Source organism: Pseudoneobacillus rhizolycopersici (genome assembly GCF_054786815.1).
Map to the genome: position 1 here is coordinate 61,519 of NZ_JBTOOE010000004.1, position 16,794 is coordinate 78,312.

General features: G+C 47.4%; 9 protein-coding genes. 4 read left to right on the forward strand and 5 right to left on the reverse strand.

Annotated elements, in window-relative coordinates:
* Positions 1-15 precede the first annotated feature (15 nt).
* The 3 genes from ACX9YW_RS06040 to ACX9YW_RS06050 all read right to left on the reverse strand — a co-directional run bounded on the left by ACX9YW_RS06040 (position 16) and on the right by ACX9YW_RS06050 (position 5,906).
* The gene (locus tag ACX9YW_RS06040) at positions 16-1,293 is read right to left on the reverse strand and encodes a nucleotide sugar dehydrogenase (RefSeq protein WP_460343359.1); all 1,278 of its coding nucleotides are present in this window, start codon (positions 1,291-1,293) and stop codon (positions 16-18) included.
* Between the two features lie 340 nt (positions 1,294-1,633).
* Positions 1,634-3,529 (reverse strand): FlgD immunoglobulin-like domain containing protein, encoded by a 1,896-nt coding sequence (locus ACX9YW_RS06045; RefSeq protein ID WP_460343362.1) that lies wholly within the window; start codon positions 3,527-3,529, stop codon positions 1,634-1,636.
* Positions 3,530-3,737: 208 nt separating this feature from the next.
* Positions 3,738-5,906 carry a 5'-nucleotidase C-terminal domain-containing protein gene (locus tag ACX9YW_RS06050; RefSeq protein WP_460343365.1) on the reverse strand — a complete coding sequence of 723 codons (2,169 nt, stop codon included), beginning with the start codon at positions 5,904-5,906 and terminating at the stop codon, positions 3,738-3,740.
* Positions 5,907-6,258: 352 nt separating this feature from the next.
* On the opposite strand from ACX9YW_RS06050, the gene ACX9YW_RS06055 reads away from it, so the two are divergent.
* The 4 genes from ACX9YW_RS06055 (at position 6,259) to ACX9YW_RS06070 (ending at position 15,441) form a co-directional block, all read left to right on the forward strand.
* Positions 6,259-7,593 (forward strand): class I SAM-dependent methyltransferase, encoded by a 1,335-nt coding sequence (locus ACX9YW_RS06055; RefSeq protein WP_460343368.1) that lies wholly within the window; start codon positions 6,259-6,261, stop codon positions 7,591-7,593.
* Positions 7,590-10,283 carry a metallophosphoesterase gene (locus ACX9YW_RS06060; protein WP_460343371.1) on the forward strand — a complete coding sequence of 898 codons (2,694 nt, stop codon included), beginning with the start codon at positions 7,590-7,592 and terminating at the stop codon, positions 10,281-10,283. The genes ACX9YW_RS06055 and ACX9YW_RS06060 overlap by 4 nt, the downstream gene beginning before the upstream one ends.
* Positions 10,284-10,889: 606 nt before the next feature.
* Positions 10,890-12,503, forward strand: a complete 1,614-nt coding sequence (locus ACX9YW_RS06065; RefSeq protein ID WP_460343374.1) for an SWIM zinc finger family protein — start codon at positions 10,890-10,892, stop codon at positions 12,501-12,503.
* The gene (locus ACX9YW_RS06070; RefSeq protein WP_460343377.1) at positions 12,496-15,441 is read left to right on the forward strand and encodes a DEAD/DEAH box helicase; all 2,946 of its coding nucleotides are present in this window, start codon (positions 12,496-12,498) and stop codon (positions 15,439-15,441) included. Before ACX9YW_RS06065 ends, ACX9YW_RS06070 begins: the two co-directional genes overlap by 8 nt.
* 349 nt (positions 15,442-15,790) lie before the next feature.
* On the opposite strand, the gene ACX9YW_RS06075 is transcribed toward ACX9YW_RS06070, so the two are convergent.
* The gene (locus ACX9YW_RS06075; protein WP_460343380.1) at positions 15,791-16,000 is read right to left on the reverse strand and encodes a hypothetical protein; all 210 of its coding nucleotides are present in this window, start codon (positions 15,998-16,000) and stop codon (positions 15,791-15,793) included.
* Complete coding sequence (locus tag ACX9YW_RS06080) at positions 15,972-16,505, reverse strand: single-stranded DNA-binding protein (RefSeq protein WP_460343383.1); 534 nt, start codon at positions 16,503-16,505, stop codon at positions 15,972-15,974. Before ACX9YW_RS06080 ends, ACX9YW_RS06075 begins: the two co-directional genes overlap by 29 nt.
* Positions 16,506-16,794 lie beyond the last annotated feature (289 nt).

Consider the following 16,794-nt stretch of genomic DNA (forward strand, 5'->3'; position numbering starts at 1 on the left):
TTGTATGTTCCCCATTTAGTTATTTTTCGAATCTCCAAGTGTGAAAACTTCAAAGCCGGCTTGTTCCCAGACACTGCGGTTTAGACAGTTTTTCGCGTCAAGGACTAGCTTCGTGCGCATTTTATCAGCAATGGTCGCTGGATCAAGTTCCTTGAAGTTTGCGTGCTCCGTCAAGATGATAATCATATCAGAATGATTGGCTGCTTCATCCAATGACTGCGTTTGTTGCGCAATTTTATTATCCTTAATATGCGGATCGTACGCTGACACGTCCAAGCCAAGCTCCACCAAGTGATGGATAACCTCAAGCGACGGGCTTTCGCGCATGTCGTCGATGTTCGCTTTGAAAGCAAGTCCAAATGCCGCTACCCGTGGATGTTGAATGCCACGCGCATCAAGTAGACGCTTCGCCTTTTGCGCCGTGTATTCTGGCATGCTATCATTCGTTGTCCGTGCTAAGTGAATCATTTTAGCAAGGGTTGGCTGTAACTCAACCATGAACCATGGGTCGACCGCGATACAGTGGCCGCCAACGCCAGGTCCTGGTAGATGGATGTTTACGCGCGGATGGTGGTTTGCCAGCTTAATGGCTTCCCATACGTTCACTCCAATTTTCTCAGAAATCTTCGCTAGCTCGTTTGCAAACGCAATGTTTACGTCGCGGTACGTGTTTTCGATGACCTTTACCATTTCCGCCGTGGTGGCGTCGGTCACGTGAATTTCGCCTTGGACGAACGTTTTGTAAAGCTCAACTGTTAGGCGGCTAGACTCTTCGTTAATCCCGCCGACGATGCGGTCGTTTTGCACAAGTTCAATGAACACGCGACCAGGAATGACGCGTTCTGGTGAATGCGATACGTATATATCAGTGCCGATTTCCAGGCCGGTTTCTTTTAAAACTGGTAGCATAATGTCCTCGACGGTGCGCGGTGGCACGGTTGATTCGAGGATGACTAGATTGCCCTTTTCCACGAATGGAACGATGGATCTTGTTGCGGCACGAACGTATTCAAGGTTCGCCGTTTTGTCCGGATTAATTGGGGAAGGAACGGCAATGATAAACACGTCGGCCTTTTCCGGGCTTGTTGATACGGTCAGGTTGCCGCTGTCAATCGCTTCGTTGAGGCGCTCCTGTAACCCATTTTCTTCTATATGTAATTGCTTTTTCGCAATCATGTTGACAGCTTTTTCGTTGATGTCCATTCCGTGGACCTTATGGCCATGGTTGGCAAACATAACCGCCGTCGGTAGTCCAATATATCCTAGTCCAATAACACAAAGCTTTTTCGACATATGAATTGTCTCCTTTTCTATACTCGGGGCAGGAGGTCGGTGGGCAGGTTGTCCTAGACTCTCCGGGTCTCCCCTCGTTAACGCACAAATAATAAAATCCAAATGCTATTATATCGAAAAAAACCTAATGGTCATAGCATTTTCTCTGATTGTTATAAAGTTGTAATACGTCTAAACCTTCAGTCTAGCATTTTTCATAGTATGCCCATTTTCTAAAATGATTGTAAAATATCTCATTTTATAATGCAAACATCCTCCAACCAAAAATTTTACCCCTTTAACGCGGTGAAGCATGCGGGGACTGTCCCCACATGCTTCACCGCGTTAATGTGTTGGTGTTTTATTTTTCGTCTTTGATGTAGGTGTAGCGGTTGCCTAGGTGATCTTCATAGATAAATGAGTAGGCGAACGGTGTGGTTTCAGGTTTGGCATAAGTGACAATATTCGGTCCTTTGCTAAGGATAAATTCTCTTTGGTCGAGAACTCTCATATCTGTCAAAGACAGGTGTACCAATAACTTTAGTTTAATTTCGCGCGCTGTTTCAGCAGTGAGTCCTACCAAAAGCACCCGACCTTCACTATCGCGAGCAAAATGAATCGATTGTGAGTATAACCATGATGGATATTGTTTTTTAGAAACTTTGCCTTCTTTTTTTAATTCCACACCTTGTTCGTTCTTCGCTCGAATAATATATACATAGTCATCTTCCGTTACCACGTTACCACTATCATTTCTTCCGTTCCAACTGAAACTGTGAACCCCTTTTTCAATCACTTGATTTCTCCAAACCGATTTCTGCCTGTAGCCATTTTTATCAACAATATCAATAGAAACTGTTGCTTTCTCAGAAATCTCGAAAAAAACCTCCGCCCGTTTGTTGCCACTATCCAAAAACTGCACGGTTTCAGGAGCATCAATTTTAATCTCAGTTGAAATAAGCGATATATTACCAACGAAAATGCCTTGTAGCCCATACGAATCACTCAGCGTAATCCGATATTGATACGTTCCGGGCCAAATACCATAGCCATTCCAGGCAAAGCTATGCTCTCCTAAGGCTACTTCCTTGTTTTGCAAAATTTCTGCGATCACTTGCTGCCCTTTCAACACTTCGACCGTAACCTTACCGCCTTTATCGATTGTAAATGGAACGGTAATCTGTGTCCCCTGAAGGATGTCAACGTTCTCCAAAGAGGTTACTTTCGGTGTTTGCCAATGTTGCAGGGTAAACGGTTTTCCCTCCATCGTCATCGTATTACCAGCCAAATCGCTCATCTCAAGAGAATAGCGATATTCCCCCTCTGGACTCACCGCATTATCCACATCCAGGCCGTCCCAAAGCAGGTTCACCGTCCCCGCGAAATAGGCCGTCTGCTTGGCCAGCTCACGCACCGTTTCACCCTTACTGTTCACAATCCGAACGTTTGCGGTCACTTTTTCCGACAGCAATAATTGTGCTTTATAGTTGCCTAAACCATCCATTCTAAAAATGGTCCCAGGTAACAAGAGTGATGCTTTCGGTTTTTGGCTATCGATAATTACCTTTGTTGTCAGTTTCTTTCCACTTACTTTATTACCTACTGCAACAGAAGTCACCGCCAACTGATAGGTTCCATCCTTTTTTAGCGTACTGCCCGTCCAACTTAGGGTCTGCTGTCCGGGTTGAAATGGTTTTCGATAAGCAAGGGTAGCCATTTTTTTGCCTGCCTGGTCATAAATGACAGCGGTAACCTTTGCTTCTATATTTAGTTCGAATGGAATCGTTAACGTCGTATTTCCTATTGCTGGTGAAAAATAAAGGCTAGAATTCAATATTTTGATCGTTGGAGCAATTTTATCGACGACCTTAAAGTCAAAGGTTCTCGTTGCAGAACCCTTTTCTCTCGTCACCTTAGCCAGTAGCTGATAATTCCCAGCAGATGCGTAGCTGCCATCTTCCACTCTTCCATCCCAAAAGGCTGTGATTTTACCACCACCCCATGGCTTATCAAAGATTAGCTTTACGTCTTCCTTGTTCTGATTTCGAATCGAAATCAATACATGGGTTTCACCCTTCGCCTCAAACGAAAAAGCATGACGGTTTGTCCCACTCATCGTAAAAGTCTTGGAGGACGCCTTAATGCCGCCAGATATCAACTCATTCGCATCCCCGCTGGCAGCCTCCACTGCACCACCATTCATTGGAAAAAGCATAACTAATAACAATAACCACAACAAAAAGCCCCATTTCCTCATCCTACACCCTCCTCAAATAAAAACCTCCATCCCTCCCTAATTATACAATACTAGGAAAATACTACTAACCTCAAAAAATGAACAAACAAAGACGCTTTCCACACCCACACTTTACCGCTTTAAAGCATGTGGGGACTGTCCCCACATGCTTTAAAGTGCTAAAGCGGTACCCGTATGTGGGTACCGCTTCTGTTTGTGTGTGTGTTGATTATTTTGCTGTTAGGATTAGTGATAGTAGTTTTGCACCTTGTGCGCGTGTTGCACCTTGGCCTGGTTTGAATAGTTCACCGTAGCCTTGGATGAATCCTAGTTCTTTTGCCGATGAAACAGCATTTTGTACTTCTGCATCTAGACCAGCGATATCAGTGAAGTTAGCTGCATCTTTTGCTTTGTATTCCACTTTGTTCATATGGTTGTACGCTCTGATCATCATCGTTGCCATTTGCGCACGTGTGATAGGCTTAGATGGCTCGAATGTCGTTTCAGATGTTCCAACGATAATCCCGCTTTGGAATGCAGCTGCAATTTCTGCTTGAGTGCCTTGGGCAACCTTCGCAATATCCTTAAACGGAACAGCTGCATCGCCAGCCTTCAACCCTAGAGCGCGCACGATTAAGGATGCGAACTGCGCACGAGTTAATCCTGCATCTGGTGAGAACGTTGTATCCGTTGTACCTTTAATCGCTTCTCTCTCACGTAAGTCTGTGACAAATCCATATGCCCAGTGATCAGCAGGTACGTCTACAAACGGTGTGAAAGTTGGGATGACTTCAGAAATACGGCCTTCTGACTTGTAATCAATTGGGCCTTGTAAAGATTTTACAAAGTTAACGGTCGCTTCAATATCTTCCGGACCTTGCTCGAACTTGCCATCCGCTAATTTGCCGATTTCATATTGGGCATTACCGAACATATAGTTGTTCACAACTACTGAATATTCTTTTGATTCATCAATCTTTGTTCCATCTGGAAGCATGATATCTACGATTTTGTTAGACTTGCCGTTCCACGTGTACTTGAACCCAGAAATTTGGAAATCTAGGCCTTTAGCCGTGATTTGGTTATTTAACACCTGTCTAATCTCTGCACCAGTTAAATAGGTTTTTACAATGGTATTACCGAATGGTTGAATCGTGAATAGGTCACCAAATGTAATTGGGCCTGCATCTAACGCCGCACGAACGCCACCGCCGTTCATCATCGCGAAGTCCGCGTTCATTGCTGCTTTCATGCCGTCCGCAATTAGGTTTCCGATTCCGTGGTCACCAGAAGCTCCGCGTGCAGGGTACTTACCAGCCATTTCAGCTTTCGCTTCCCCTACCACAACTGCTTTCACTTCATTAACCATATCTTCGTATTTCTTTAAAATGGCCGTCACAGTGGGATCGGCTTCATATTTATTTTGGAATACTTGGTGAACTGTTGCTTCTTTTTTCACAATATCGCCTGTTGTTGGGTCGATTTCTAAGTCTACATCAGCGAATGCCTTCGCGTAAGATTGCGCTTGAACGATTAATTTGCCGTCTACTACCTTATTAACTTCTACATGGTTGTGAGCGGCAAAAATCACGTCAACGGCATCGTCCACTTTTTCAGCAATCGCGCCAGCGTCGAACTCTGAGTTGTTGTTATCCTGCCAAGTCGGGTTGTGGGCTAACACGACGATAGCTTGGATTCCTTTCGCTTGAAGTTCTTTTGTATATTTGTTGATGGCTTCTACTTCGTCAGTGACTTGTAAGTTTTCGTTGCCGGTCTGTACGATCATGGATGGTGTTTCCTGCGTAGTTACCCCGATGAAACCAATTTTCGCGCCACCGATTTCTTTAATGGCATATGGTTCTAAAATTAATTTGCCATCCGACTTGTCATATACGTTAGCCGCAATCATTGGGAAATCGATGCCGTCATAGCCTTTAGTTCCTTTAGGGTGGTCGCCACCGTTGACCATACGGCGAAGTTCTGCAATTCCTTCGTCAAACTCATGGTTTCCTAGTGTTCCAACATCAAAGCCCATCGCTTCTAAAATTTCAATCGTCGGCTCATCTTGGAACGCCGCAGAGATAAGCGGGCTTCCCCCAACCATGTCCCCAGAGTGAACGATCAACGTATTTGGATTTTCTTTTTCATGTGCTTTTAGATAGGCTGCTAAATATTCAATTCCACCGATTGGTGTTTCTTTAGTCCCATCTTTATCTAAATCTAGTGATTCTTTGTAATCTAGCTGACCGTGTAAGTCATTTACTCCTAGTAATTGAACTTTGATATTAGTAGTTTCTGCTTGCACAAAGTTCGTGCTAAACGGTGCTGCAAATGCGCCCAAAGCTAGAGCTGAAGATAGTGCAATACTAACTAATTGCTTACCATGCTTACGCAACATCCAATCAACCTCACAATTCCCATAATTTTTTAACATTGTTTAGAATTGTTAGTTTTATAGACTAACCAAAACTATAATAAACAGAAATCTATCAAATTAATATAGGAAAATAGTACTTGATTATAAAACGCTTCCACATCACCGCGTTAAAGCATGTGGGGACAGTCCCGCAGCGCTTTAACGCGGTGATGTGGAAGCGCGAGGGAAAGGTGTAGTTTAACACTTTAACGCTGTGAAGTGGAGCGGGACTGTCCCCACATTTTTTAAAGCGTTAACGTGCTAAAGGGTTTGGGTTGTTTGGATTTTTTGGTTTATAATGGAAGTTATCTATGTGAGGAGGGGTTGAATTCTAATGGCTATTTTCCAATTGCGGTCGACGAATCCGCGATTTTCGTATGTGATTGGCAAGAACCCGCTGTCAGGGATGCTTGTGAAGAGTGTCCGTAAGGGGAAGGCTTTCGGCTGGTTTTCAGACGATCACACCTACAATGTGTATTTCAAGGATGCCGACAACGAGGTTTCCTATCCGAAGGGCAAGGAGGAGGCCTTTGAGTACCTGAACGTCTCCCGCTACAACACGCCATTGTTCCCGCTTAATGTGGTGGCTGATTTTTTCAGTAGCGCTTCGAAAAAGCAGCATCAGGACGACCTGAGCTCGAGCACGGGCGCAGGTGCGACTCCGGACCCGGACTTGGCCACATCCGCTCACGAGCACACCCTAACCGTCAACCTCGTCGGCGTCGAAAACAAGCGCTACCTGGCGTTTTTCCAGCACCACTTCCCGGATTACGAGCTGGGCTGGGAGGAGCTGGCCCATGAAAACTACCGCATCACCATCAAAACGCAAAGATCGATTTACGAGCTATTCAATTACAGCAACTCGCTATTCCTGTTCCTTTCGCTGATGAGCCGGACGCTGTTCGACATCACCGACGACACGATTGAAAAATACATCCGCAACCTGAACGTCATCGATGCGCCATTTTTCATTCGCTACCTGTTCGCCCGAAATGTCCTCACCAAACGCGACCGCTTCCGTCGCTACAAAGGGCTACTCGAGGACACAACGCGCTACGAAATCGACTTCGCCTTTGGCAACACCGCGATTCAGCGCAAGGAATGGATCACCGACCATCTCGGGTTCGGGCCGTCAATTGTCGACCTCGGCTGCGGCGAGGGGGCTTACACCATTCCTTATAGTAAAAAAATCGCCCCCCTCTTCGTCCATGCTATCGACATCGACGAAGTTGCGCGCACGAAAGTCGCTCAAAAGGCGAAGCGCCTAGAGCTCGAAAATATCATTCTCTATGAATCGTTGGACCATTTTCTCGAAACCGAACCGGCGGAGACCTTTGACGTTATTGTCACCGAGGTCATCGAGCATATGCCGGTCGAAGCTGCCCAAGAGCTGCTGACCAATGTTACCGGTCGATTGGACGTCAACAAACTCATCATCACAACGCCGAATCGCGATTTCAACCAGTTCTACCAAATTGAGCTGCGCCATGATGATCACCAGTGGGAAATGAATGAGCCCGAATTCCGCAACTGGCTTGAAAAAATCACCCCAGCCGGCTGGGACATTTTTTACCAAGGAATTGGCGACAAGGTCAACGGAATTCACACAACGCAAGGGGCCGTTCTGACGCGGAAGGAAGAACAGACACGAAAGGAGGAAATGCTATGAAACTCACGACCAAGCTGCACACGATTTTCATGCTAATCGGTCCGACCGAATGCGGCAAATCCACGTTTGCGAAAAACATCCTCCTCCCACAGCTGAAATTCGCTGATGCGGAGAAAAACTATATTAGCAACGTGCAATACTTATCAAGTGATGAGATTCGCCAAGAACTGCTCGGCCATCCGTACGATAAATACGATTCGAAAATGCTCGAGGCTTCAGGTCAGGCGTTTGACCAGCTGTTCGCCAAGCTCCGCGCCGTGACGACATTCCCGATCAACGCCGATTTTGTCATCATTGACACGACCGGGCTTGCCGAAGATTTTCGCAAAAAGGTCGTCGCCATCGCCCAGGAGCAGCATTACCGGCTCGAGGCGATTGTCTTCGACTACCGCAATATCCGCGACTACTACGCTTCCGAGCGCAGCAAAAAGCTGATTGCCAACCACGTCAACCGCCTGCGCCGCGATGTGTTGCCGACTTTACGACGGAGTGATTTTTCCAACATCCATCGGATTCGCGAGAAAAATTTCTTCGCACCCGAGCAATATGATGTCGTTGTCGAGGACCGCGATGAGTATTTATCGCACCTGCTGCCGCACGACCACCATTACATCATCGTCGGCGACGTCCACGAATGTCTGGACGAACTGCAGGAGCTGATTACGGCCCATGGTTTTGACATCACTGCCGATGGAAAAATCACGCCAACCGCCAAGAGCGGCAACAAAAAATTTCTGCTGATTGGCGATTTTATTGATAAAGGCAAGAACACCGCTGCGACGATTGAATTTCTCTACGAAAATCGTGACTATTTCTATTTTACAAAAGGAAATCACGAAAACTTCGTTAGTAAATATTTGGCCGGTGAGATTCATACTGTCGACCCGGATTTGCTAGCGAACTTCTTCGATTCGATTCCGGTGTTGGCCGAGGACGCCGGGCTGCGCGCAAAATTTCTGGATCTGGTGGCGTGTTCGAAAGACTTTTACCGCTTGATTGGGGCCGAGAATTCCAGCTTTTATGTCACCCATGCCCCTTGCTACAATCGTTATATTGGTAAAATGGATCCTCTGTCACGTCGCGAACAACGCCGGTTTGCGACCGAGTTTGGCTCCGAGATGGAGTCACAGTTGTTATTTTTAAAAGAAGAGAGCGAATCGAGCTACCCGTATCATGTGTTTGGCCATGTCGCTACCCGTGAGGTCATTCGCGTGAAAAATAAAATTGGCATCGATACCGGTTGTGTGGCTGGCGGTGTGCTAACAAGTGTGGCACTCGGCGGGTTCAAGCCGTTCTTCAAATCGATTGCATCGCGACGAGGGACTGGTTCTGCCCAGTTGCAACTGGCGTTTTCACGGGGCAAAACGGGCGCCGCCGCTGAGGTCAAGTTGGTCGAGCTCAGTGAAGCCGATGAAAAACGGCTGAACTATGTGCTGCGGAACAAAGTTAATTTCATTTCCGGGACGATGAGCCCGGCTGACAAAAATTTTCATCGTGGTGAGCTTGAAAGCCTTGAGAAGGGGCTCGATTATTTCCGCAACCACGGCGTTAGTGAGGTCGTGCTGCAGCCGAAGTACATGGGCTCGCGCTGTAATTTGTATTTGGCGCGCGAGTTGGAGCGCTGCTACGCCACTAGTCGTAACGGCTACAAGATTACCAAGGTCGATTTGAGCGGGGTGTTTGCTGGGCTATTGGAAAAATTCACGCCGCTCATGGACTCGTGGTCTGCTGATATGATTATTTTTGACGGCGAGCTGCTGCCATGGAAAGCCCTCGGCAAAGGCCTCATCGACAAACAATTCGAGGTCATCGGAACCGCCCTTGAAACGGAGATTGCTTTTTTGAAAGAGTTTGGTTTCGAACAGCATCTGGGGGATCTCGTTGGGCGCTATGAGGCGAGCGACTTTGAGGCTGTCCGATCGCGCTTACCGAAAAAGCAACTCGTTGAGCAATTTGGCCTCGCCGACTACAACAATTTCAAGGATTTGAAGGAAATATTGGCGGGTTGGCACGCTTTAGAGGAGCAAGACGCAGCCGCTGCCGTTTATCGCAAGCAGCTCGAACTTTACGCTCACGATGCCGATTTGGAGTATAAGCCTTTTTCTATGTTAAAAATCATTTACACGGACGGAAGCGAAGAGATTCCAAGCGAAACGCGGGCAGCCTCGGAGATTTTCTCATTGATTAGTGACGATGAGTATCTCGTTGTGGATTTGGGCGTAGACGGTGCCTATGCTCGCGCCAGGGCATTTTTTGAAAAATTAACAACCGAACGCGGGATGGAGGGCGTTGTGATTAAGCCTGAGTTGCGTGTTGGTGATGGTGCGGGTGTTGGTGCCGGGACTGGTGTTAGTGATGACGCAGGTATTGGAGCCGGAACTGGTTTTAGTGATGACGCAGGTATTGGTGCTGGCGCCGAGGTTGTTCCGTTTATGAAGGTGCGAAACTCGGAATATCTCACCCTCGTCTATGGCTATAACTACGGCTTCCCGCATAAATATGAAAAATTAATCAAGCAAAAGAGCATCAAGAAAAAGCTTCAAGCCTCCCTGGCCGAACACAAGCTTGGCATGGAAATGCTCCGGGTTCGTCTCGACGAAATCAGTCCGGATAATAGGAAGTTCAAACAAACCGTCGCCAACCTATTATTCGAAGAAAGCAAAGAAAGCGAAATCGACCCGAGATTGTAGATTTTTGATGTCTCAGCTTGTTATTTTTGGGTAGATCCAGCTCTTGATTGGTTTTTGATTCCCAAACTTTTTTTGGTCGGCTGGGTTTGGGAATCAACTTCGGGTTTTCATTCCCAAACTTCCGACTTCCACCCAAGTTTGGGAATGACTTTAGCGATGTTATTCCCAAACTACCACCTATCACCCAAGTTTGGGAATGACTTTGGCGATGTTATTCCTAAACTACCACCTATCACCCAAGTTTGGGAATGACCTTGGCGATGTTATTCCCAAACTCTTGCTATCCACCGAGTTTCGGAATGACTTTGACTTTGACTTTGACTTTGACTTTGACCATGTCATGCCCAAACCACCACCAACCACCAAAGTATGGGAAACAATTCATCGAACTCCCCTAACCTCCTCAAGCTTGCCAAAATCTTTTACAAAAAAATAAACCCAAACCTACCTGCTCCCCCACTTCCAAGTACCGCACGACCCCAAAATTAGGTATAATAAAAGAATATGGTTTTTTCCGACAAAAGGCGGCCAGGCCAAAGAGCCAGACACCTTGGCCGCTACGCTACCAACACAACACTAACAACCCAAACGAGGAGATGATACCTGATGGGGTATGAACCACCAAACAACATCGAGGAAGACTTGGAACTCTTAGCCGGAGAGCTGAGCTCGCGTCTGGAGCCGCACTCCGAGGAGGACGCCAAGCTCGTAGAAAAGGGAATGCTCTTATATCGCCAGGGGCTCGTTTACCAGATGAAATTCGAAGCCGATCAGGTCCACGCGACCGTGCAGGACGTCACGCCGGTCAAGGTGCGCCTCGATTTGACCTTTTTTGATACAAGCGATTGCGATTGCCCGCATCACGGGATTTGCCGGCACAAGCTCGCCGTCTTTTTCGCAGCCTACTCCCAAGTTTCCAGCGTGTCCGAATGGGTCCAAAAGTGGCGTCAGCCGATCAAACTAACCAAACTTGCTACGCAAATGGGACTGCAGCGCGCCAAAGACCTACTCAAAACAAGAGGTGCTCTCAAATCCGATTACGACAGCTGGATCAATGCCTTTGACGAAAGCTTTCAAACCATTCTCACGCCGAAAAAAATTCCGAACCCGTACGTATTAAATGAGCTGTTCCAAGTCTACCAACGGCGAATTCGGGCGTCGGCGCCACTCGAACGCGAATGGAATCTGCTGTATGAGCTCGTCGCAACCGTCTTCACGTTTAAAAAAATCCTCGATCTCACCGTGGAACTGGACGACATCCAACCAGAGGCGCTGCGCTACTTCTCGCCGCTACTGGACGACCTAACCGATGATGCTGAGGAGCTGATTAAAAAGCTCGGCGTTCAGGCAAAACCGTTCGCGTTCGATCCATTTTTAAAAGGCCTTCGTGCCGATACGCACAGCCTGATTGAAAACGTCAGCACCTTCCCGGTCGAACGAATCATCCTCTACCGCCAGCTATGGACATCCTTTTTCCGTGAAAAGGAATGGCGCGAGGAAGAACTGGCCGACATCGCCGGCAGCAACATTTTTGAAAAAATACTCGCCGAAACGCATCTATATATTCTACTTGGCCGCGACACGGAGGCACTCGAAAAAATCCGTGAACTTGGCGAGCCGACCGTTCCCTACATGTTCTACTGGCTCGACCTACTGAACGTCAAAAAAGAATGGACACGCATCAAAGCCTATATCGAACCGTTTATTGGGTTTGCCAAAGGGCGCCTAGCTTCCTATCATACCGAGCAGCAAGCCCAGCAATTCGCGCATGCCGTCCTACGCACCATCGTCCCGTTTTGCCGTGAAACCGACCAAAACGACCTTTACGAGCGGGCGCTCGTCAGCATGCTACCGTACAGCTACGTCTCGTACGACAACTTTTTATTCGAAACCGGCGATTACGAACGCTGGTCCGCCCTCCAGGCCTACATCGGCGTCGACTTAACCTGGATTGGCCGCGACCGCATCAAGGTGCTCGGCGAAATGAGCCCAGAAACACTCGTCATCCTGTACCACCAAGGAATCCAGCAACAAATCGACCTAAAAAACCGACCTGGCTACAAAGAAGCCGTCCGCCAGCTCAAAAAGCTGCGCACCCTTTACAAAAAACTGAAACGCACCTCAGAATGGGACGAATTCCTACCGCAGTTAATCGACCGAACGAAACGACTGCGCGCCTTCCACCAAGAGTGCGTCAGGGGGAAACTAATCGATGCTTAGAAACAAATCATTAATCATCTTTGTGGAAAAATGGGACAACGCACAATATGCCGTCTCGGCCCAAGAGTTTTCCAACGCCCAGCAGGAGTTAGGCTCTCCCCTACCCGTGCAGCAATGGAAAAACCTATTGTTCGGCACCCACCGCGAAAGCTTCTACGGAGCGTTTCTCGACACGAAGGGTGACAGCGTCGTACTCGATGGCTGGCAGCTCGTCACCCTGTTCGCCCATGAAAAGTTCAACCCGTTTATCGAATGGCATTGGGACGAGCTCGCCGAGGTTTGCCTCGCGGCAGCTCCGGCGATACACGAGGCGATTTCCGAAAAAGACTGGCTACCCGATTTTGCCGCGCTCGAGGCGGGCGAATTCCGCTGGCAACTGCCGCGCCGCGTCCAGGACGAATTTGATGTTTCGTTTTGGGAAGACGAATCGGTGCGTGGCTTTATCGCGGCCTGGTTTCACGATGCGCTGAACGCCCATTTACATAAAGATATGAAAAAATGGCTTGGTGACAAGCTGTTGCTTTTACAAAAACAGAGCTTTCCCGAAGGCGTCTTATCTTCGTATTTCGACGAAGACATGTGGCTTGAGTGGATTGGCTTGAAGGAAAGCGATGTGCCATTTACTGTCGGACTGCGCCTTGATGAACCGGAATTCAGCGCAGCCATTGAAGAATCGTTTGTGGGCGGCGGTGAACCCGCGCTCTCCGAAGTGGCCAACTGGACGCTCGAAACGTTCGTGCGCGAACGAAAGAATCCAGATAAAATTTACGAGATCGGTGCGTTGCCGGCGAAATGGCAGAAGTTTATGGATGTGGTTCGCGATACCCAGGCCCGTTGGGTGAAAATTTTTCCATGGTTGGATGGGTTTGGCGGGTTTGGTGAAGAGCTTGTCGAGGTGGATGATGCCACACCTACGTTGAAACGTTATCTCTCTGAAGAAGAGGCGTGGTTCTTTTTAACCGAAGCGAGTGAAACGCTATTGAGCTTGGGTGTCGAAATTCTACTGCCGGCCTGGTGGGATGCAATGAAGAACGCCAACCTGAAGGTGAAGGCACGCGTTAAAGGTGGTGGCTCGAGCCATCGACCGTCCTTTGTTGGCTTACAAGCGATGCTCGATTTCGATTGGCGTTTCTCGATGAACGGTGTCGATTTGAGCGAGGACGAATTCCAACAGCTTGTTTCGGAAAAAAGGCGGCTCGTTTATGTTCGTGGGCGCTGGGTCAAATTGGACCCTTCTTTTATTCGGCAAATTCAAGACCTGATGAAACGGGCGGAAAAAGAAGGCTTGCATGTCCGTGATTTGATTGAGCAGGAAATGGTTGGCGCGGATGCTTATGGCGACGGTTTAGATGATGTGAGCGACAATCCGAAGGCGTTTGCGAAAATTCAAATCGAGTTGAATCGCCAGTGGAAAACGATGATTCACCAGCTTTCTGAGCTTCAGGAGCTACCACTTGCGCCAGTGCCTGAAGGGCTGGTAGCCGAGTTACGGCCGTATCAGTTAACTGGGATGAGCTGGCTGTTATTTTTACGAAAATATGGATTTGGCGCTGTTTTGGCCGATGACATGGGGCTCGGGAAAACAATCCAATTGATTTCGTATTTGTTGGCGGTGAAGACTGAAGGAGCTGGGTCCACTCGCAGCGCTGGCGGTGAAAAATCTGCTGAAACCCGAGCGGCACTCATCATCTGCCCGACCTCAGTCCTTGGCAACTGGCAAAAGGAGCTTGAACGGTTCTCACCAAGCTTGAATGTGTATTTGCATTATGGTTCGGGTCGCCTGAAGGAAGAGGCGTTTCGTGATCGGGCGCAGGCGAGCGATGTGGTGTTAACCTCCTACGGCTTGACCCATTTGGACGAGGAAGAATTTTCTGTGCTAACCTGGAATACGATTGCGATTGATGAAGCGCAGAATATAAAAAATGCACAAACGAAGCAGTCGCGTGCGGTGCGTAAGCTGAAGGGCAAGCATCATATTGCGTTAACGGGGACGCCGATGGAGAACCGTTTGGCTGAGTTGTGGTCGATTTTTGATTTTACGAACCATGGTTATTTGGGCAGCCTCGGACAGTTCCAAAAGCGGTTCATTATTCCGATTGAACGCGATGATGAGAAGGAAAAAATTCGCGAGCTGCAGGGCTTGATTCGACCGTTTTTACTGCGGCGGACGAAAAAGGACGAGGACGTTGCCTTGAATTTGCCGGATAAGCTGGAGCAGAAGGAATATTGTCCGTTGACCGCGGAACAGGCTTCGCTTTATGAGCAGCTTGTCAAGGATACGTTTGTTGAGATTGAAAATGCGGCGGGGATGGCGCGGCGTGGGCTTGTGCTGCAAATGCTTGGGCGCTTAAAGCAGCTTTGCAACCACCCTGCGTTGTATTTAAAGGAACGGGCTACGGGCGAGGCTGAGTTGCTCGACCGGTCAGCAAAAATGGAAAAACTCGTGGAAATCGTTGATAACGTGCTGGAGCGCGATGAAAGTTGTTTGATTTTTACGCAATATATCGAAATGGGCGAGATGATTCGTGAGCTCGTGAAGCAGCGTTTTGGCAAGGAGGTTCCGTTTTTAAACGGCAGCGTTCCGAAGGCGCAGCGAGATGATATGATTGAAAGATTCCAAAACCGAGAGTTCCCGGTGTTCTTGTTATCATTGAAGGCGGGCGGAACCGGGCTGAACTTAACGGCTGCCAACCACGTTATCCACTACGATCGTTGGTGGAATCCGGCTGTGGAAAATCAAGCAACTGACCGAGCCTATCGGATCGGCCAAGATCGTTTCGTCCATGTTCACAAGCTTATCAGCACTGGAACATTGGAAGAAAAGATTGACCACATGCTCGAGAAAAAACAGCATTTGAACGACCAAGTCATCCAAAGCGAAAACTGGATCACCGAACTCTCAACCGAAGACCTCCGCCAACTCGTCCACCTAACCTAGCACTAAGAGGACGGGACGGCGGAACGGAGTTGAAACATCATATCCCTTTAGCGCTTTAAAGCATGTGGGGACAGTCCCCAAGTTGTTTAAAGCATTAAAGCACTAAAGTGCTTTGGTGCTTTAAACAATATACATGTTTTAAAGCCTAAAGGGTTTGTTTTTTTTAAAACTAACATACGTTAATTACTTTTATTACCAAGAGTATAGAGAAAATACGTCAAAAAAAGTGGCAGTCTATTTTCAAATAGCCATTCTATCAAACTGGCTTTTTCTAATAGTTGCCGATGTTTGGGGAGTAATGGGGGAAATGATATATCTTTCTATTGGGGAGAATAGTCATGCGGCGGGGTTATATATTTGGCGAATTGCTATAAACGCCGTAAAGACTTTTGCCGCCCGTTTCCTGTGTCGCCATATAAGTTTCGCGAATTGCCCATTCCATTTGATGAATGCGCCGATCGAGATTATCTACCCGTTCATTTGTTTTTCCTAGCATTTTAATCAAACTGCCAAGCAGACTTTCTAACCGATCAGAACATTCTTCCTGAGGTTGTAACATTCGCACCCTCCTCTATTGGCATCGGGATACGAACTGGCTCCGTCATTGGCTCCATTGGTTTGCTGTTCTCGATTCTAGATGAATTTTGCTCTTGGGGTTGTTGAGGTTGTTGATATTGCTGGTTTGTCACCTTTGCCACTTGTTGTTGGGTTTCTTGTCTGGCTGGAGGCTGATTTTCATTGGGTGTGCGCCTACTTAGAAATTGAACGGATTCAGCAAGCACTTCGGTAATATAAACTCGTTTCCCTTCCTGATTTTCGTAATTCCGCGTATGAATTTTTCCCGTTACGCCAACAATCGAACCTTTTCGACAATAATAGGCTGTATTTTCAGCGGTCTTCTTCCAGAGCGTGCATTGAACAAAATCAGCCTCATACTCACTATTTTGATTTTTGAAAGGACGGGTGATAGCCAACGTGATATTCGTAACCGGTGTCCCATCTGGGGTTTTTCTTAAATCTGGATCTTTCGTCAATCGTCCTACTAGCGTCACTTGATTAATCATAATCTAGCTCCTTTCCATTTGTTACCTTCATCTTACTTTTTTCATTTTCCTATGTAAAATCAGCAAAATTTAATTTTGAACGGCAATTATGCTAAAATTTCCTCTATTTATCCCCTCTAAGCCACCAAAAACGGCCTCAAAATATAAAATTACATAAAAAGTGCAAAATCGACAAAGAAAATTCGACAAATCCTTTAACACATCACCACTTTAAAGCATGTGGGGACTGTCCCCACATGCTTCACCGCGTTAAAGCACAGCGGGACTGTCCCCACATGCTTTAAAGTGG